Source organism: Ilumatobacter sp., from assembly GCF_030065885.1.
Taxonomy (GTDB): domain Bacteria; phylum Actinomycetota; class Acidimicrobiia; order Acidimicrobiales; family Ilumatobacteraceae; genus Ilumatobacter.
This window is the reverse complement of record NZ_JASJCS010000014.1, coordinates 1-18,769: the sequence shown is the minus strand read 5'-3', so window position 1 is coordinate 18,769 and position 18,769 is coordinate 1. Positions and strand designations below refer to the sequence as shown.

The window sequence follows — 18,769 nt, the reverse complement described above, 5'->3', positions numbered from 1 at the left end:
TCCAGCGTGCGCGCGTGCTTGATCACGCTCGGTGACCTACAGTTCGAAACGTGACGACGATCCTGCTGGTCGAAGACGACGAGCGCATCAGCGAGCCGCTCCTCCGTGTCCTCGTCACCGAGGGCTTCGAGACCGTCCATGCCGCCACGGGCAACGACGGCCTCGACGCCGTCACCGCTCGGCGGCCGGATCTGATGCTGCTCGATCTCACGCTGCCGGACATCGACGGTCTCGATGTCTGCCGCAAGGTGCGCGAGGACCGACCCGAGATGCCGATCATCATGTTGACGGCGCGGGCCGAGGAGATGGACGTCATCGTCGGCCTCGGTGCGGGCGCCGATGACTACGTACCCAAGCCCTTCCGCCTCGCCGAGCTGGTCGCCCGGATCCGGGCGCGGCTCCGCATCGCGGACGCCGCCCACCAGATCCCGCGTGAGCTGTCGGGTGGGCCGCTGCGCGTCAACACCGAGTCACGTCGCGCCTACCTCGACGGCGACGAGCTCGAGTTGACCTCCAAGGAGTTCGACCTCCTGGCGTTGCTGATGAGCAAGCCCGACGCCACCTTCACCCGCGAGCAGATCATGTCGACGGTCTGGGACGAGAACTACTGGGGCTCGACCCGCACGCTCGACACGCATGTCTCGACCTTGCGCCGCAAGATCGGCGACGACACCGACCCGCCGTCGTTGATCGTGACCGTTCGAGGTGTTGGGTTCCGGTTCGAGGGCTGAGCGGGCGCAGCCGTGCGGCGCCGCCTCGTCATCTCGACGATCGCGATCGTGCTGGTCGTGCTCGGCGCCCTGGCGTTCCCGGTCGGTCAGATCGTCAGTGACGCGGCCGAGCAGCAGCTCGACACGCGCCTCGAGCAACAGGCGACCGCGATCGCCGAGGTCGTGTCGACCGAGATCCGCGGCGGGCGCCGGCCGACGGTGGACACGTTCGCCGGGTTCCTGGGGCCGGACGACGGGCTGCAGATCCTCGGCCCCGACGGCGATCTCATCGTGCAGGACATCCCCGACGGCGTCGAGTCCACGCGCGTGGCCACGCGCATCGTGGCCGACGGCACGCGGATCATCGTGCTCACCGACGCCAGCCCGCTCGACGAGGACTTCCGCAACAAGCTCAACATCCTGCTGATGCTGGCGCTCGGAGCGCTGCTCGCGGCCGCCGGTCTCGCTGCGGTGCAGGCGTTCCAGCTGGCCCGCCCGCTCGAGCGGCTCGCCGCCCGCGCCGGCCGGATCGGCGACGGCGACTTCAGCGTGCAACCGTTCCCGAAGACCCACATCCCCGAGATCGACCGCATCGGCTCGGCGCTCGACTCGAGCTCGCAGCGCGTCGACACGCTGCTCGCCAACGAGCGGCACTTCACCGCGGACGCCACCCACCAGCTTCGAACCGGGATCGCCGGGATCGCGATGCGCCTCGAGATCCTCAGCATGAGCGGGAATCCCGACGTCGCGGCCGAGGCCACCGCCGGCCTCGATCAGACCGACCAGCTGAACGCCACGATCGAGGAGCTGCTCGCAGCGGCCCGCAACCGGAGCACCATGGAGCGGACCGTGTTCGACCTCCGTCAGCTGGTCCACGACCACGCCACCGAGTGGCAGCCGCGCTTCACCGCAGTCCGGCGCCACGTCACGGTGATCACGTCACGGCCGCCGCCGCCCGTCTACGGCACCAAGGGGCTCGCCGGGCAGGTGCTCGACATCCTCATCGACAACGCGCTCCGCCACGGCGCCGGCGCGGTGACACTGATGCTCGACGGTCCGTCGGTCGTGGTCATCGACCAGGGCGCCGGCGTCGACCCCGAGCGCGTGCGCACGTTGTTCGACGGCCCGGTCGACCCCGCAGCGCGCCATGGTCGCGGCCTGCCCCTCGCCCGACGCCTGGCACAGGTCGACGGTGCGACGCTCGACGTCGCGGGCAACCATCCGCTCCGCATGCGGTACGAGCTCGTACGCGGTGATCGCGCGCCCGATGACCGCGACAGCACCGACTCGGTGGCCGACGGCGATCGGCGCGACATCGGCCGGCGAGTCGAGAACGAGCCGGCCTGACCGGCCACGGCGACCGCGCCGACGAACCGTCGCGGGCCCGGGCGGAAAAACCAATCGCCGCCTCCAGGAGGCGGGAGCCCTGGAGACGGCGAGCGGAAGGAAACATCGACATCTTGCCGATCGATTGGTGTGACCGCCGCCAAGCCGCGGTCAAGTTTCTGCAAATATCGGCCCTGTCGGGCGGTCAGGCCGCGGCGGCCCCGATGTGCAGCGCCTCGCCGTCGGCGTCGACCCGGAGGGTGTCCCCGTCGCCGATCGCACCCTCGAGGATCAGCACTGCGGCACGGTCGCCGATCTCGCGCTGGATCACCCGCTTGAGCGGCCGCGCGCCGAACGCCGGGTCGAACCCGTCGCGGGCCAGCTGCGCCATCGCGTCGGCCGTCACCTCGAGCGTGATCCGCCTGTCGGCGAGGCGCTCACGCAGTCGCTCGAGCTGGATCTCGACGATCGACCGGAGGTCGTCCTCGGTCAGGGGGCGGAAGCGGATGATGTCGTCGACCCGGTTGATGAACTCGGGCTTGAAGTAGTCGCTCGGCTCGCCGCGCAGGTTGGACGTCATGATCAGCACGGTGTTGGTGAAGTCGACGGTGCGGCCCTGGCCGTCGGTCAGCCGCCCGTCGTCGAGCACCTGCAGCAGGGTGTTGAACACGTCGGCGTGCGCCTTCTCGATCTCGTCGAGCAGCACGACCGAGTACGGGCGGCGCCGCACCGACTCGGTGAGCTGACCGCCCTCGTCGTACCCGACGTAGCCGGGGGGCGCGCCGATCAACCGGCTGACCGAGTGCTTCTCCATGTACTCGCCCATGTCGATGCGCACCATCGCCCGTTCGTCGTCGAAGAGGAAGTCCGCCAGCGCTCGGGCGAGCTCGGTCTTGCCGACGCCCGTCGGACCGAGGAACATGAACGACCCGATCGGGCGGTTCGGATCGGAGAGCCCGGCGCGGCTGCGCCGGATGGCGTTGGCGACGACCGTGACCGCCTCGTCCTGGCCGATGACGCGCTCGTGCAGCGAGTCCTCGAGGTGGATCAGCTTGGCCATCTCGGACTCCATCAGGCGGGTCATCGGCACACCCGTCCACTTCGACACCACCTCGGCGACGTCTTCGGCGTCGACCTCCTCCTTGAGCATCCGCTGGGCGCCCTGAAGCTCGTCGAGGTGCGCGGTGGCCTCCTCGACGCGGCGCTCGAGCTCGGGGATGCGGCCGTAGCGGATCTCGGCGGCCAGGTTGAGGTCGGTCTCGCGCTCGACCTGGGTGCGGAGCTGCTCGAGCTCTTCCTTGAGGTTCCGGATGGCATCGATCGCCTGCTTCTCGGCCTCCCAGTGCTGCTTCATCTCGCCGAGCTGGACGTTGAGCTCGGCGAGCTCGTCGTGCAGCGCATCGAGGCGCTCCTTCGAGGCGGTGTCGCTCTCCTTCTCGAGCGCGACCTGCTCGATCTCGAGCTGCAGGATGCGGCGCTCGACGACGTCGATCTCGGTCGGCATCGAGTCGATCTCGATCCGCAACTTGGAGGCCGCCTCGTCGACCAGGTCGATCGCCTTGTCGGGCAGGAACCGGTTCGTCAGGTAGCGGTTGGAGAGCACGGCGGCGCTGACGAGGGCCGAGTCCTGGATGCGCACGCCGTGGTGCACCTCGTAGCGCTCTTGCAGGCCGCGCAGGATGCCCACCGTGTCCTCGACCGACGGCTCGCCGACGTAGACCTGCTGGAACCGGCGCTCGAGCGCCGGGTCCTTCTCGACGTGCTTGCGGTACTCGTCGAGCGTCGTCGCGCCGATCATGCGCAGCTCACCGCGAGCCAGCATCGGCTTGATCATGTTGCCGGCGTCCATCGCACCCTCGGCAGCACCGGCACCGACGATCGTGTGCAGCTCGTCGACGAACGTGATCACCTCGCCGGCGGCGTCGGTGATCTCCTTGAGCACGGCCTTGAGTCGCTCCTCGAACTCGCCGCGGTACTTGGCGCCGGCGAGCATCGAGCCGATGTCGAGCGCGACGAGGCGCTTGCCCTTCAGGCCCTCGGGCACGTCGCCGTCGCTGATGCGGCGGGCGAGCCCCTCGACGATGGCGGTCTTGCCGACACCGGGCTCGCCGATCAGCACCGGATTGTTCTTGGTGCGGCGCGACAGCACCTGGATGACGCGCCGGATCTCGTCGTCGCGCCCGATGACCGGGTCGATCTTGCCGTCGGCTGCAGCGGCAGTGAGGTCCTGGCCGTACTTGTCGAGCGCGGCGAACTTCTCCTCGGGGTTCTGGTCGGTGACCCGGTGGCTGCCGCGGACGTCGCGCAGTGCGCCGAGCAGCTCCTCGCTGCCCACGCCGAGCCGGGCGTTCATCGCGAGCAGGAGGTGCTCGACCGACAGGTAGTCGTCCTTCAGGTCCTTGCGGGCGCGGTCGGCGTCGTCGACGACGTTGTTGAGCTCGCGGCTCATGCGCGGCTCGTCGCCGCCGTGGGCACGGGGGAGCTGCTCGACCGCAGTGGCCGCCCGGTCGCGCACCATGCCGGGCGACTGGCCGAGCTTGGCGAGCACCGGCGCCACGATGGTGCCGTCCTGGCCGGTGATGGCCATGAGCAGGTGATCGGGGGTCAGCTCGGGGTTGGCGCGCGCCTTGGCCTGGTCGATGGCGGCCGCGAAGGCCTCTTGGGTCTTGATCGTCCACTGCTTCGGATCGAACGCCATGGGGCGAGTCTACCGGGGTGACCGCAAACTTGATACAACTCGACTCAAGTTTCCTGTTGTCGGTCTGCCGCCTCCCCGTCGGTCCGGCAGCCGCCGGGCCGGCCGCGGCGCCTCGGTCAGGTGCCGGCGAGCTGGTCGGCGCTCAACGCGTACAGGTCGTCGGCCGGCGCCAGCACCGCCGGCAGCAGCCCGACCGCGGTCGGGAGGATCTGCTCGCCGAAGAACTTGGCGCTGACCACCTTGGCCGCCAGGAACCCGGCGTCGCCGCCGACACCGTTCGACGCTGCGAGCGCCGCCTTCGCCAGCAGACCGCCGCACACCGTCGTGCCGAGCAGTCGCAGGTAGGGGACCGAGGCACCGAGGAGCGAGCGCGGGTCGGAGGACGCGGTCGCCACGAGGTGCGACGTCGCCGTCCGGGCGGCCTCGACCGCCTCGGTGAGGCGTTCACCGAACGCGCCGAGGCCGTCGATGTCGTGGAGCTGCTTGGCGCGGCCCTCGAACTCGTCGAGCAGGTCGACGACGACACCACCGCTGCGCATCCCCAGCTTGCGGCCGACCAGGTCGGCGGCCTGGATGCCGTTGGTGCCCTCGTAGATCGGGGCGATGCGGGCATCGCGGTAGTGCTGGGCGACGCCGGTCTCCTCGACGTAGCCCATGCCGCCGTGGACCTGGACCGCGATCGACGTCATCTCGTCGGCGACGTCGGTCGAGAGGCTCTTCGAGAGCGGGATCAGCAGATCGGCGAGCTCTTGCCACGACCGGGCCTCCTCGGCGTCGCCCGCTGCCCGGGCAGCGTCGGCACGATCGAGTGCTCCGGCGTTGCTGTACACGAGGCACCGCATCGCGTCGATCCACGCCCGCTGCGTCATCAGCATCCGCCGGACGTCGGGGTGATCGATGATCGGGCTCGAGGTGCCGGCGGGTGCCCCGACCGCCCGGCCCTGCTGGCGATCGAGCGAGTACTGCAGCGACTGCTGGTAGGCGCGCTCGGTGATGCTCAGGCCCTGCAGTCCGACCGACAGGCGGGCGTTGTTCATCATCGTGAACATGTTCCGCATGCCCTCGTGCTCGCCACCGACCAGCCAGCCGATCGCGTCCTCGAACGACATCACACACGTCGGCGAGCCGTGGATGCCGAGCTTGTGCTCGATCGACACGCACGTCGCGGTGTTCCGCTCGCCGATCGACCCGTCGGCCTCGACGAGGAACTTCGGCACCAGGAACATCGAGATGCCCTTGGTGCCGGGGGGCGAGCCCGGCGTGCGGGCCAGCACGAGGTGCAGGATGTTGTCGGCGACGTCGTGTTCACCCCATGTGATGAAGATCTTCTGACCGGTGATCCGCCAGGCGCCCTCACCCCAGCGCTCCGAGGCGTCGGCCGCGGCCACCGCCTTCGTCGTGACGGCGCCGACGTCCGAGCCCGCGTGCGGTTCGGTGAGGTTCATCGTGCCGGTCCACTCGCCGGTCAGCATCTTGGGGAGGTACGTGGCCCTCTGGTCGTCGGACCCGTGCGCGTGGATCGCATCGATCGCGCCCTGCGTGAGCAGCGGGCAGAGGGAGAACGCCATGTTGGCGCTCGTCAACATCTCCTGCACGCCGATCGCCGTGATCCACGGGAACCCGGCGCCGCCGTAGTCGGGGTCGAACGGCATCGCGCCGAAGCCCGATTCGACCCACTTGTGGTAGGCGGGCTTGAAGCTGTCGGGCAGCGTGACCGACCCGTCGGGGTGCCACGTCGCGCCGATCGTGTCGCCGTCGCGGTTGGTGGGCGCGACGACCTCGGCCATGAAGCGCCCGACCTCGGCGAGCACGTCGTGGATCGTCTCGGCGTCGACGTGGCCGAAGCGATCGGTGCCGACGATCGACTCGAGGTCGGCGACATGGTCCATGACGAATCGGATGTCGCTGAGGGGAGGGGAGTAGTCGCTCACGGTTGGTCCTTCTGTCGTTGGCGACCGACCGGGCGACTGCGTCCCGGCCGGCGTCCGATGCCCCGAGATCGGGCAACGTCCAGCCACCAGTTTCGGTCGTGAGCGGCCCGGGGACAAACTCCGTCGAGCGCGCGGTACGGCACTCGCGTCCCGTCGTCCCGAACCGGGTCGCGAAGCGAACCACGAGGCGGTGTCGGTCGGTCCGCGTCCGCTTTGAGATCGCCGAAACCGGTCCTGCTAACTTGCGACCGCAGACGGCGGCGCGGGGCGACCGGCGTCGCGTCGACGAGGGGGAATCACGTGTCCGAAGCTGTGTCCAACGTTGAGGGGATGACATGACGCTGACCGAGCAGTCCACGTCCGGTGCACGGGCGACGAGTGGCGCGACGACCGTCGCGTCGCTGGCGAAGGCCTGGGCCGACCGGGCGCCGAAGCAGGTCGCCATGCGCGAGAAGGACTTCGGCATCTGGCGCGAGTACGACTGGGGAACCACGTGGGACCTGATCGAGCAGGCCGCACACGGTCTGCTCGCGCTGGGGGTCGAACCCGGCGACCGTGTCGCGATCCACGCCGAGGACCGCCCCGAGTGGGTCATCCTCGACCTCGCCACCGTCGCCGTGCGCGGCATCACGGTCGGCTTCTACCCGACCAACCCGGCCGCCGAGGTCGAGTACCTGCTCGGTGACTGCGGCGCGACGGTGCACTTCGCCGAGGACGAGGAGCAGTACGACAAGGTCGACGAGATCGGCCGTGAGAAGCTCCCCAATCTGCGCCACATCATCTTCGTCGAGCCGCGAGGCATGGTCGGCAAGGACGACGAGCGGCTCGTCTTCTGGGACAACTTCCTCGAGATGGGTCGCGAGCACCGCGCGGCGAACCCGACCGCGGTCGCCGACCGGATGGCGGCCGCCGAGGATGGCGATGTGATGACGCTGGTCTACACGTCGGGCACCACCGGCCCGCCCAAGGGCGCGATGCTCACCAACAAGAACTCGGCGTTCTGCATCGACAAGATCGTCAACGCCGACGAGCGGGTGCCCGGCAAGGGCCCGAACCCCAAGGACCAGATCGTCACCTACCTGCCCCTGTGCCACGTCGCCGAGCGGATCTTCTCGACGTGGACCATGGTCGGTGCCGGCCCGGTGCTCAACTTCGCCGAGTCGATCGAGACCGTCAACGAGAACCTCCGCGAGGTCCAGCCGACGATCTTCTTCGCCGTGCCGCGCATCTGGGAGAAGCTCCACGCCGTCGCGCTCATCAAGGCGAACGATGCGAGCTTCTTCAAGAAGCAGATGCTCAGGCTCGGACTCGGCCTCGCCGCACGGATCGGCAAGATCAAGGTCGCCAACGACGGGAACCACACGATCGCCTCGCGCATCCTGGCGGCCATCGGGTGGCTCCTCGTGTTCCGGGCGCTGCGCGAGCGGATCGGCCTGCGCCGCTGCCGCTACGCCAGCTCGGGCGCCGCAGCGATCGCCCCCGAGGTGCTCGAATTCTTCATCGGGCTCGGCGTGCCGGTCTTCGAGCTGTACGGCATGACCGAGAACTCGGCGATCGCCACCGCCAACTTCGTCGGTCGGATGAAGCTCGGCACGGTCGGCGAGCCGTACCCGGGCATCGGATTCCGCATCGACGAAGCGACCGGCGAGATCCAGACCAAGCACGACGGCGTCTTCAAGGGCTACTGGAACAAGCCCGACAAGACCGCCGAGACGTTCACCGACGACGGTTGGTTGATGACCGGCGACGTCGCCGAGTGGGTCGACGGCACCCACGTCCGCATCGTCGACCGCATCAAGCACATCATCATCACGTCCGGTGGCAAGAACATCTCGCCGTCCGAGATCGAGAACAGCTTGAAGACGTCGCCCTACGTCAACGAGGCGATGGTCATCGGTGAGGGCCGCAAGTACCTCACCGCGCTGATCGGGATCGAGCTCGAGACGGTCGCCGACTGGGCGTTGCGCAAGAACCTGCCCTACACGACGTACCGCGACCTCACCGAGAAGCCCGAGGTGATCGAGCTGATCGACCAGGTCGTCCAGCAGACGAACGAGAAGTTCGCCCGTGTCGAGAACGTGCGCAAGTTCGCGCTGCTGCCCAAGGAGCTCGACCACGAGGACGGCGAGCTGACCGCCACGCAGAAGCTGAAGCGCAGCTCGATGCTCGAGGCCTACGGCGACCTCGTGGAGTCGATGTACTGATGGCCGCCACGATCCTCCTCGCGAGCGCCGCGTCGACGTTCGTCCAGACGCTCGTCAAGTCCTTGGCGCTCGGGTCGGTCTACGTGATGATCGCGCTCGGCTTCGTCATCATCTTCAAGGCGACCCAGGTCCTGAACTTCGCCGCCGGCGCGATCTCGATGGCCGGCGCGATGTTCATGACGATCCTCATCGCCGACGGCGGCCTCCCGCTGCTGCCGTTCGACAACCCGCTCGCCCCCGACGCGGGCGAGACACCGAGCATCCTCCTGTGGATCGTCAACCTCGTGCTCGCGCTCGCGATCGCAGCGCTCTTCGGGTTGTTCATCGAGCGCGTCACGATCCGGCCGATGGTCGGTCAGCCGCTGTTCGCCATGGCGGTCATCACGCTCGGCATCGAGATCGCGATCCGCCCGTTCAACCTCGATGCCACGGCGCTCGAGGCCCGCAGCCTCAACGTTCCGTGGGGCGCCGAGGCGTGGACGTGGGGCGAGGCGCTGATCCCGAAGTCGTACGTCGCGGCGATGATCATGGCGGCGATCGCCGGCGCGGTCGTCATCGTCTTCTACCGTTCACGGCTCGGCGTGGCGATGCGGGCGGTGGCCTTCGACCAGGAGGCGGCGATGGCGCAGGGGATCAACGTCGGCCGCGTCTTCGCCATCGCGTGGGCCCTCGGTGCGGCGTTGGCAGCGCTCGGCGCGATCGTCTACGGCATGGCCCCGTTCCCGCCCGGCGGGCAGGTCAGCCAGGAGATCCACCAGGTGCTCGCGCTGCGCGTGCTGCCGGTGATCGTGCTCGGCGGGCTCGACTCGGCGTCGGGTGCGGTCTACGGCGGGCTGATGATCGCAGGCGCCGAGGTGTTCGCCGGCGAGTACCTGTCGCAGTACAACTCGACGCTCGGGTCGGGCTACTCGACGATCGTGCCGTACATCGTGATGCTCATCGTGCTGCTCGTCAGACCGTACGGCCTGTTCGGGACGCCAGAAGTGCGGAGGGTCTGACGTGACGATCATCATCATCACCGCCGCCACCATCACCATCACCACGTCGTCGTCGGCGCCGGCCGCGGAACGGGGGCGCTGAATGTTCGGTCGCCCGCTCCTCCGGACGTCCTACGAGCAGGACGCCGAGATGCTGCCCACCGCCTTCCAGAAGGGCGCGATGGCTGTCTTCCTCCTGTTCCTCGTGCTCATGGGACTCCAGGCCACCGACGGCGGGTTCGCCTCGGCCTTTCCCGAATGGCTGCTCGGCTCGACCTGGATCAACCCGGTCACCAACCTGCTCCCGCTGGCGATCGCTGCGCTCGGCTTCAACATCCTGGTCGGCGTCACCGGCCAGGTGTCGATCGGCCACGCGTTCTTCATGGGCAACGGCGCCTACATCGCCGTCGCGCTGGGCGGCAACGGCGACGAGTGGCAGGCCTGTGTTCCGTTCCACGACGAGCTCGGCCTGCTCGACGAGGCCAGTCAGTGCGGCCTCGGCCTCCCGATGTGGATCTGGCTGCCCGCCGCCGGCATCGGTGCGACGTTGATCGGCATCCTCGTCTCGCCGGCCGCGGTCAAGGTCCGTGGCCTCTACCTGGCGATCGTCACGCTCGGCCTGGTGTTCATCGGCCTCCACCTCGGCCGGATGCTGCCCGAGTACGCCGGCGACTTCGAGTCGGGCCGTCGCTGGCCGTCGCTCGACATCAAGCTGTGGAAGGAGGAGACGCCGCTCGTCCAATTGACCGAGGACGGCGAGTGGTTCGGGCTGATCTTCCTCACCGAGGAGCAGAAGCAGTTCTTCTTCCTCCTGGCGCTCGTGGCGATCTTCGCGGTCATCGCCAAGAACATCATCCGCAGCCGCACCGGGCGTGCGCTGCAGGCCATCCGCGACCGCGACATCGCTGCCGAGGTGATGGGCGTCCCCGAGTTCAAGTACAAGCTGATCGGGTTCGCGATCAGCTCGTTCTACGCCGGCATCGGCGGCGCGTTGTTCGCGTCGTACAACGGCCGCGTGTCGCCGGTCCAGTTCAACCTCATCTTCTCGGTCGACTTCATCGCGATCCTGCTGATCGGCGGTGTCGGCACGATCACCGGCACGCTGCTCGGCACGGTGTTCGTCGAGCTGATCCCCGAGATCGTCAAGACGTTCACCGAGTGGCTCGGCGAGCAGACCCAGACCGGTGGGCCGATCGGCTGGTTCGCGCAGGTCCTGATCACCGAGGGCTCGGGCGACTTCGGGCCGATCTCGATCGTCCCCTCGTCACCGGGATGGCCGATGAGCGTCTTCTTCTGGAACTTCGTGATCTACGGCGTGTTGATCATCGTGTTCCTGATCTTCGAGCCGCTCGGCCTCTACGGCATCTGGGTCAAGATCCGCAACTACTGGAAGCGGTGGCCGTTCAGCTACTGATGACACGCGCGGGCACCCGCGCTTCGAATCGATCTCGTCGCCGAACTACCGTGGCGGCGTCAGGTGTGGGCACCGCACGGTGCCCCAAACCCAGCACACAGGGGGAACAATGAGAAGAAGGTCCACATACATCGCCCCGCTGGTGGCGCTCGCCCTCGTGGCGGCGGCATGCGGCGACGACGACGATGACGGCGACGGCGCCGACACCACCGAGGCCGAGGCCGCCGACGACGGCGACGCTGCCGACGACGGCGATGACGCCGCCGACGAGGGCGATGACATGGCCGAAGACGAAGGCGATGACATGGCCGAAGACGAGGGCGATGACATGGCCGAAGACGAAGGCGATGACATGGCCGAAGACGAAGGCGGCGAGGTCGTGACCGACTTCGGCGTCGACGCCGAGAACAAGGTCATCCGCGTCGGCCTGAACGCCGACCTGTCCGGGCCGTTCGCCTCGCTGGTGCAGGAGATCGTGGCCGCCCAGGAGGTCTACTGGGAGGTCTTCAACGAGAACGGCGGCTACCAGGGCTGGACCGTCGAGCCGGTCGTGCTCGACAGCGGCTACGCCACCGACGTCGGCATCCAGAACTACCAGGAGATGGCGCAGGAGAGCGAAGAGGGTGTGCTGATGATCACCGAGAACACCGGTTCTCCGATCACGTCGGCGATCGCCCCCGACGCCGCCGACGACAACATGCTCGTGATCCCGCTCAGCTGGGCGTCGCTGTGGCCCGACCCGGACTTCGGCGCGACGATCCTCGAGAAGCAGACGACGTACTGCATCGAGTCGATGAACGGCGTCGAGTGGCTGAAGGGCTACGTCGAGGGCGAGGGCCTGGAGGCGTCGCTGGCGATCATCGGTCGTCCCGGTGAGTACGGTGAGGACGGCTCGGCCGGCGCGGTCATCGCCGCGGAAGAGCTGGGCATCCCGATCGTCTACGACGGCACCGGTGCCGTCGCCGGCGACGACCGCACGGCGATCATCTCCGAGCTCGTGAACTCCGGGGCGACGATCGTGTGGACCACGCTCACGCCGGGCGAGCTGCTGGACATCTTCGGCAACGCGGTCAGCCAGGGCTTCGAGGGCTTCTGGTCGGGCAACTCGCCGTCGTTCAACTACCTCGTGCACATGCCGTCCGACTTCGCGGAGCAGTTCGACCAGTTCTACTTCCAGTCGTACTACCAGGCACCGTGGGCGACCGAGGGCATCCCGTTCATGGAGGACCTCGTCAGCGAGATGACGGCTCGCCGTCCCGACCTCAACATCTCCGACGTGTACACCACGGGCTGGATCGAGGGCATCATGGCCGAGACGCTGATCAAGGCCGCCATCGATCAGGGTGACATGACCCGGGAGAACATGGTCGCACTGGCCAACTCGGGTCTCGAGGTCGACTTCGGTGGTCTGTCGGCGAACCAGTCGTGGCCGCCCGACTACAACGCCGCCGTCGTCCGCTCGAGCTGGATCTACGACGTCAACCTCGACAACTTCAACATCATCCCGATGTCGGAGTACACGCCCGAGAACACCGGCTCGACCGGACTCGACGTGATCGAGGCCGACTTCGTCGGCAGCGTGGCCGAGAGCTACCAGTTCGACGGTCCCTGCATCGAGCCCAGCTCCTGACCCATCCATCGGCCGTCGTGGGCCGGGCGTTCGTCGCCCGGCCCACGATCGCCACCGGCGTGCGTCGCTCTGGCGTGCGCTGACCGAGCCCTCGTCTGGAGCGATCGATGCTCGAAGTCGCCAACCTGGAAGTCGTCTACAACGAGGTGATCCTCGTGCTGCGCGGGCTCTCGATCGACGTGCCCGACGGCGAGATCGTGGCGTTGCTCGGGTCGAACGGCGCCGGCAAGACCACGACTGCACGCGCCATCACCGGCCTGCTCGACGTCCACGAGGGCAAGACGACCAAGGGCTCGGTCTCCTGGAACGGCACCGAGATCACCGAGAAGAACCCGGCCGACATCGTCAGGAGCGGCATCTCGCAGGTGATGGAGGGCCGGCGGATCTTCGCCGAGTTGAGCGTCGACGAGAACCTCGTGACCGGCGCCTTCACCAACCGTTCGAACGAGTCGGCGAACTACGACCGGGTGATGGAGCTGTTCCCGCGGCTGATGGACCGGCGTGGGCAGACCGCCGGCCTGCTGTCGGGTGGCGAGCAGCAGATGCTCGCCATCGCGCGTGCGCTGATGGCCGAGCCGAAGCTGCTGATCCTCGACGAGCCGTCGTTGGGCCTCGCCCCGAAGCTCGTCGAGCAGGTCCGCGACACGATCGTCGAGATCAACCAGCAGGGGACGAGCGTGCTGCTGATCGAGCAGAACGCGATGATGGCGCTGTCGATCGCCAGCTACGGCTACATCATGGAGACCGGCAAGGTCGTCATGGACGGCGACGCCAAGAAGCTGCTCGCCGACGACGACGTCAAGGAGTTCTACCTCGGCCTCCACGGCGACGAGGGCGAGAAGAAGTCCTTCAAGGACGTCAAGCACTACAAGCGCCGCAAGCGGTGGGCGTCGTGAGCGCCTCGTCGCTCGCTCGCTCGCTGCGCTCGCTCGACTCCGTTCCTCGGAGTCACTCGAGCGCCTTCGGCGCACTCAGTCGTGATCGACCGACCGGCCGAGCCGGATCGGTCGATGGTGGAGGGGGCCGACCATTCGCCCCCTCCACGCCACCCCCACCGGGGACCGCGTCGGTGGCCATCATGTCTCGGAGGTTCTCGTGACGACGCTGCTCGAGGTCAATGACATCACGCTTCGCTTCGGAGGCGTCACGGCGATCAACGACGTGTCGTTCGATGTGCAAGAAGGCGAGCTCTTCTCGATCATCGGGCCGAACGGCGCCGGCAAGACGTCGATCTTCAACACGATCTCGCAGGTGTACCGCCCGCAGGAGGGCGACATCCACTTCAAGGGCGAGTCGCTGATGGGGATGCGGCCCGACCGGGTCGCGCAGCTCGGCATCGCCCGCACGTTCCAGAACATCGAGCTGTTCCCGCAGATGACGGTGATCGACAACCTGCTGACCGGCCGCCACATCCGCATGCAACGATCGTGGTTGGCCGGCGCGATCTGGCTCGGCGCCGCGAAGAAGGAAGAGATCGCCAATCGGCGGAGGGTCGAGGACATCATCGACCTGCTCGAGATCGAGGCGTGGCGCAAGCATCCCGTTGCGCTGCTGCCCTACGGCTTCCAGAAGCGCGTCGAGCTCGGCCGCGCGCTCGCGATGGAACCCGAGCTGCTCCTGCTCGACGAACCGGTCGCCGGCATGAACCTCGAGGAGACCGAGGACATGGCCCGGTTCATCCTCGACATCAAGCGCGAGCTCAACATCTCGATCATCATGGTCGAGCACGACATGGGTCTCGTCATGGACATCGCCGACCGCATCATGGTGCTCGACTTCGGCGAGCGGATCGCCCTCGGCACTCCCGACGAGGTCCAGGCGAATCCCGACGTCATCGCCGCCTACCTCGGCTCCGAGTTCGCCTGAGCGGTCGACGCCGCGCCGGCGACGATCGGCGGGCCGACGGAGGGGCTACGTTCGCCCCGATGCGACGCGCGACCGCCCTGCTGCTCGCCGCGCTCGGCGCGTGCAGCTCGGGCTCCGACGCCGACCCCGACGTGACGGTCGCCTCGTCGGCACCGCCGGCGAGCACGGCCGCGTCCGCGGTGACTGCTGCGACCGACTCGGACACGCCTGTACCGCCGATCCGAGTCGCGCTCAACGGCAGCATCTCTGGAGGTGGCGCGTCGGGTGTCGTCGACGGGCACGAGGCCTACTGGAAGACCGTCGACGACGTCGCGGGCCGGCCGGTCGAGCTGGTCGTGCTCGACGACGGTGGCGACCTCGCCACGCACGTGGAGAACACCACCGCCATCGTCGCCGACCCGTCGATCGTCGTCGTCGGGCACTCGAGCGGCACTGAGGCGACCGCCGCCACACGTGACCAACGGGTCGCAGCCGGCCTGGTCGCGATCACGTCGTCGAGGTACTCGGGGTGGCACGACGACGAGCTCGGCGCCAACACGTTGTCGCTCGGTGCGAGCCTGTGCATCGAGGCGATGAACGGGGTCAGCTTCATCCGCTCGCAGGCGGGCGGTGGCAACCTCGCGATCGTCACCGAGGCCGGTGACGACGGCGCCGACTCGGCAGCCGGCGCCAGGCTGGCCGCCGCCCTGCTCGGCCTCACGCTCGTCTTCGACGGCGAGGCCGCGCTGGTCGGCGGCGCGGACCTCGGTCCCGTCGTCGACACGCTCGTCGCCGCCGAGCCCGACCTCGTGTGGGTCGCCGCCGATCCGTCGAACCTGGCGCAGCTGCTCGGTCCGGCCCACGCTGCCGGGCTGTCCGCGGTCTGGTCGGGCTCGGCCGAGACCTGGAGCGCCGACCTGCTCCGCACGCCGCTCGCCGAGGCCGCCGACGCGGCGTACGTGCACACGTCGCCGTTCGCGGTGTGGAGCGACACCGACGTCGGCGAGATCACCGACACGATCGTCGACGAGATCGCCGGCACGGCGGACGCATCCGACACGCCGGCGACCGATGCCTTCCTCAGGGGCTGGCTCGAGGCGACGGTGACCCATCGCCTGCTGACCCGCGCGGCCGACGACGACCTGACCCGTGACGCCGTCGTCGCAGCCGCCGATGGGTTCGAGGTCGACCTCGGCGCGCTGGCGCCGGCCCAGTCGTGGTCGTCGGGCGGCGCGGACGACGTCGTCCGCAGCACGTATCACTACGACGTGTCGCTCGGCGCGTACCGGCCCGGCCGACTCGGCGACGGCCCCGACGTCAACCTCGGCTACATCGCGCTCGACGGCCCGTATCAGTCGGGTGCGGCCGAATCGTTCGTGTTCGAGGAGCCCTGCGCCGGCTGACCCTCGACGATCTGCCCGCGCACGGTGCGCGTGCGCCCCCTGACGATGGCGACGAGGGTTGCGTCGTCGCCACGAGACGCCTCGACGGTGATGTCCCAGAGCGTCGTCCGGCCGGCCGCGGCTCGCCGATGCGCCGTCGCCGTCAGCAGCTCGCCCGTCGTGGCCGGAGCGAGCCAGTCGATCTCGGCCGACGACGCGAGCGCGCGCTCGTTGGTCGAGTTGCTGGCGAACGCCATCGCGCTGTCCGCGAGCAGGAACGTCATCCCACCATGGATGACGTCGAGGCCGTTGCACATGTCCGGCCGCACCTTCATCGTGACCACCGCTCGCTCGGGGCTCGCCTCGACCAGGTCGATGCCGAACGCGTCGGCGGTCGCGTCTCGCGCGTACATCGCCCGGGCGACGGCGTCGTGATCCATCAGCAGGACACTACGGCCGCACGATGCCGACCGGCGAGTGGTCGCGGCCGTCGAATGGTCACGGCTCGCGGAGCCAGGCGGCGATCGCCGGGCCGACCCGGTCGAGCTCCTTGTACTGCGCGACGTCGTCGGGCATCGCGTCGAGCGCGGCCGACAGCGCAGCGATGTCGACCGAACGCGTGGCGAGGGGCGTCAGGTGCGTGCGGATCGTGAAGAGGACGCAGCCGGGGAACCTGCGCAGCGTCTCGCGCTCGACGCGCAGGTGATGGTCGATCGGCGCCGCCGCGGCCGGGCGCGCGGGCGCCGTGCCGTCGAGCGGCTGGTACAGCTCGTCGGTGTCGAGGATCCCCCAGCCGAGCCGCCAGTACGCACGACCCGGAGCGAGCCGCGCCAGCACCTGGTCGACGGGCTCGCCGAGCGCATCGTTCAGGCCGGGCACCGGCGCGTGGATCTCGGCCATCGAGCGCCCGACCTTCGACGGCAGATCCCACCGATTCGGGAAGCAGACACTGCCGCCGCCGCAGATCAGCCGGCCTCCGCGTTCGACCATGATCACCAGGTCCTCCTGCACGAGGCGGCCGGCGGCGTCGAGGGGATGCAGCGATCGAACCGCTTCGCGTTCGCGGGCGAGGTCGACGTCGGGGTGATGCTCGGCGAGGTGCTCGACGACCGCCGCGAGCACCTCGGCGCTCTCGGTCTCGACGTCGGGCAGCACACGGAAGGCGGTGTGCGGGTGCTCGGCCATCACGGCGCGCTTGCGAGCCAGGTCGGCGGCACGGTGCTCGTCGACCTCCAACCAGTCGCGCAGGTCGAGCGGGCGCAGCCCGAGCCGCCAGCGGAACGGCTCGGCGGCGACGTCTCGATACGGCTCGTACCGGGGCGCGTCCACGACGGCCAGTGTATTGACGCGCCGAACGGACCGATGCGGTGGGTCGGTCAGGAGCCGGCGCGACGGCAGCACAGCCCGTCGATACCCTCGGGGTATGTCCCGCGAACGTGCCCCGCACATCGCACAGGGGACGTGGCGGTCCGGCGCGTTGCACGTGTGGGGGTGGAACGGTGAGTCGCCGGCGTCCGCCGCCTGGCTGTACGGCGGATTCGGCCGCAGCCGGTGGAGCGGCGAGGGCGACGGCGGGTGGCACGACTCGCCGATCTCGTACGGCGAGCTGAGCCGCCTCCAGATCGAGCTGCCCGACGGCGGTCAGCGATCGGTGCCGGTGGTCAAGCTCGACGCGTTCGGGGCATCGGTCTGGCTGTCCGAGACACCGACCGGCAACGAGCTCTCCGCCTCCCTGGCGTGGTTCGCCCGGCTCACCCAGTTCGCGGTTCGGCTGGTCGGTGCACGCCGGGTGACGCCGCTGGTCGTCGAGGAGGGCCCCTTCACCGTCGCACGATGGCGACCCGTGCTCGACGAGTTGCATCGGGATGCACTGGCGCACGCCGCCGCGAGCGCACCTGCGATCTGCCGCAACGGCTCGTCGGCGTCGACCGCCGACATCGTCACGTCGCTCGTCGACGGCCTCGGGCGCGCGGTGCTCCATCACGGCGGGTGGCGGCCCGATCTCGGGCGCAAGCGGTCGGTCGACGTGCAGGCGATCCGTGCGGTGTTCGCAGCGCTCGCCAAGCCCGATCCGGTCATCCGGTCCGGCAGCGACGACTTCCACGACGCCGTCGCCGACCTGTCGCGGACGCTCGACCGGCATCGGCGGCGGCTGGCGGGCGAGCCGGTCGTGCGCGGCCGCATCCGTTTGACGATCCCCGACGATCCGGGCGATCCGTGGCTCGTCGAGCTCGAGCTCGTCGACGATGCCGATCCGGGTCGGTGGTGCACGGCGGCCGACGTCTGGGCGGCCACGGCTCGGGCGAACGACCTGGCCGGAGGATCGGGCCGGCTGCCGGCACTCGCCGACGAGGTCGCCGCGCTCGCGGCGTCGGTGGGTCCGGCGGTCCCGGGCCTCGGGTCGTTCGCCGAGGTCGCCGAGCCGGCCTCGGTCGAGCTCGATCTCGAGGAGGCCGACGACTTCATCGACATCGCACCGGCCGAGCTCGAACGTCTCGGCATCGAGCTGATCGGCCCCGAGCATCTCGTCCGGGCGAAGGTCTCGGTTCGCGGGACGGCATCCGAGTCCCCTGCCGACGATCGGCGGAGCCGATTCGGCAAGGAGGCGCTCGTCGAGTGGACGGCGCTGATCGACGACACGCCGATCACCGA

14 protein-coding genes are annotated in these 18,769 nt (G+C 69.0%); 10 read left to right on the top strand and 4 right to left on the bottom strand.

The window, feature by feature from the left end:
* Positions 1-50 precede the first annotated feature (50 nt).
* Positions 51-731, top strand: coding sequence for a response regulator transcription factor (locus tag QNJ12_RS05320; protein ID WP_300619851.1), 681 nt, complete (start codon positions 51-53; stop codon positions 729-731).
* A 12-nt stretch (positions 732-743) separates the two neighbouring features.
* Positions 744-2,057, top strand: coding sequence for a HAMP domain-containing sensor histidine kinase (locus QNJ12_RS05315; protein WP_300619849.1), 1,314 nt, complete (start codon positions 744-746; stop codon positions 2,055-2,057).
* Between the two features lie 184 nt (positions 2,058-2,241).
* Here QNJ12_RS05315 and QNJ12_RS05310 read toward each other — a convergent pair whose 3' ends face one another.
* Together QNJ12_RS05310 and QNJ12_RS05305 are read right to left on the bottom strand one after the other, a co-directional pair.
* The gene (locus tag QNJ12_RS05310) at positions 2,242-4,734 is read right to left on the bottom strand and encodes an AAA family ATPase (RefSeq protein WP_300619847.1); all 2,493 of its coding nucleotides are present in this window, start codon (positions 4,732-4,734) and stop codon (positions 2,242-2,244) included.
* A gap of 116 nt (positions 4,735-4,850) precedes the next feature.
* Positions 4,851-6,665 carry an acyl-CoA dehydrogenase gene (locus QNJ12_RS05305; RefSeq protein WP_300619845.1) on the bottom strand — a complete coding sequence of 605 codons (1,815 nt, stop codon included), beginning with the start codon at positions 6,663-6,665 and terminating at the stop codon, positions 4,851-4,853.
* 335 nt (positions 6,666-7,000) lie between these two features.
* On the opposite strand from QNJ12_RS05305, the gene QNJ12_RS05300 reads away from it, so the two are divergent.
* The 7 genes from QNJ12_RS05300 (at position 7,001) to QNJ12_RS05270 (ending at position 16,138) form a co-directional block, all read left to right on the top strand.
* A complete protein-coding gene (locus QNJ12_RS05300) occupies positions 7,001-8,869 on the top strand; it encodes a long-chain fatty acid--CoA ligase (RefSeq protein WP_300619843.1) in 1,869 nt (622 codons plus the stop codon).
* Positions 8,869-9,867: a branched-chain amino acid ABC transporter permease gene (locus QNJ12_RS05295; RefSeq protein WP_300619840.1), complete on the top strand. Its 999-nt coding sequence runs from the start codon at positions 8,869-8,871 to the stop codon at positions 9,865-9,867. Before QNJ12_RS05300 ends, QNJ12_RS05295 begins: the two co-directional genes overlap by 1 nt.
* Before the next feature lie 82 nt (positions 9,868-9,949).
* Entirely contained in the window at positions 9,950-11,260 is a 1,311-nt protein-coding gene (locus QNJ12_RS05290) for a branched-chain amino acid ABC transporter permease (RefSeq protein WP_300619837.1), read from the top strand.
* Positions 11,261-11,402: 142 nt separating this feature from the next.
* Complete coding sequence (locus QNJ12_RS05285; protein ID WP_300619834.1) at positions 11,403-12,890, top strand: ABC transporter substrate-binding protein; 1,488 nt, start codon at positions 11,403-11,405, stop codon at positions 12,888-12,890.
* A gap of 107 nt (positions 12,891-12,997) precedes the next feature.
* Positions 12,998-13,786 carry an ABC transporter ATP-binding protein gene (locus tag QNJ12_RS05280; RefSeq protein ID WP_300619832.1) on the top strand — a complete coding sequence of 263 codons (789 nt, stop codon included), beginning with the start codon at positions 12,998-13,000 and terminating at the stop codon, positions 13,784-13,786.
* Positions 13,787-13,985: 199 nt separating this feature from the next.
* Complete coding sequence (locus QNJ12_RS05275) at positions 13,986-14,756, top strand: ABC transporter ATP-binding protein (protein ID WP_300619829.1); 771 nt, start codon at positions 13,986-13,988, stop codon at positions 14,754-14,756.
* A 59-nt stretch (positions 14,757-14,815) separates the two neighbouring features.
* Positions 14,816-16,138, top strand: a complete 1,323-nt coding sequence (locus QNJ12_RS05270; RefSeq protein ID WP_300619826.1) for an ABC transporter substrate-binding protein — start codon at positions 14,816-14,818, stop codon at positions 16,136-16,138.
* Here QNJ12_RS05270 and QNJ12_RS05265 read toward each other — a convergent pair.
* Complete coding sequence (locus QNJ12_RS05265) at positions 16,087-16,557, bottom strand: hotdog fold thioesterase (RefSeq protein ID WP_300619823.1); 471 nt, start codon at positions 16,555-16,557, stop codon at positions 16,087-16,089. The two genes, QNJ12_RS05270 and QNJ12_RS05265, sit on opposite strands and share 52 nt — an antisense overlap.
* A 58-nt stretch (positions 16,558-16,615) precedes the next feature.
* Positions 16,616-17,446, bottom strand: a complete 831-nt coding sequence (locus tag QNJ12_RS05260; protein ID WP_300619820.1) for a DUF3445 domain-containing protein — start codon at positions 17,444-17,446, stop codon at positions 16,616-16,618.
* A gap of 94 nt (positions 17,447-17,540) precedes the next feature.
* Between QNJ12_RS05260 and QNJ12_RS05255 the strand changes: the two genes are divergently transcribed.
* Positions 17,541-18,769 (top strand): SNF2 helicase-associated domain-containing protein (locus QNJ12_RS05255; RefSeq protein ID WP_300619818.1); only part of this gene is annotated, 1,229 nt, incomplete at its 3' end.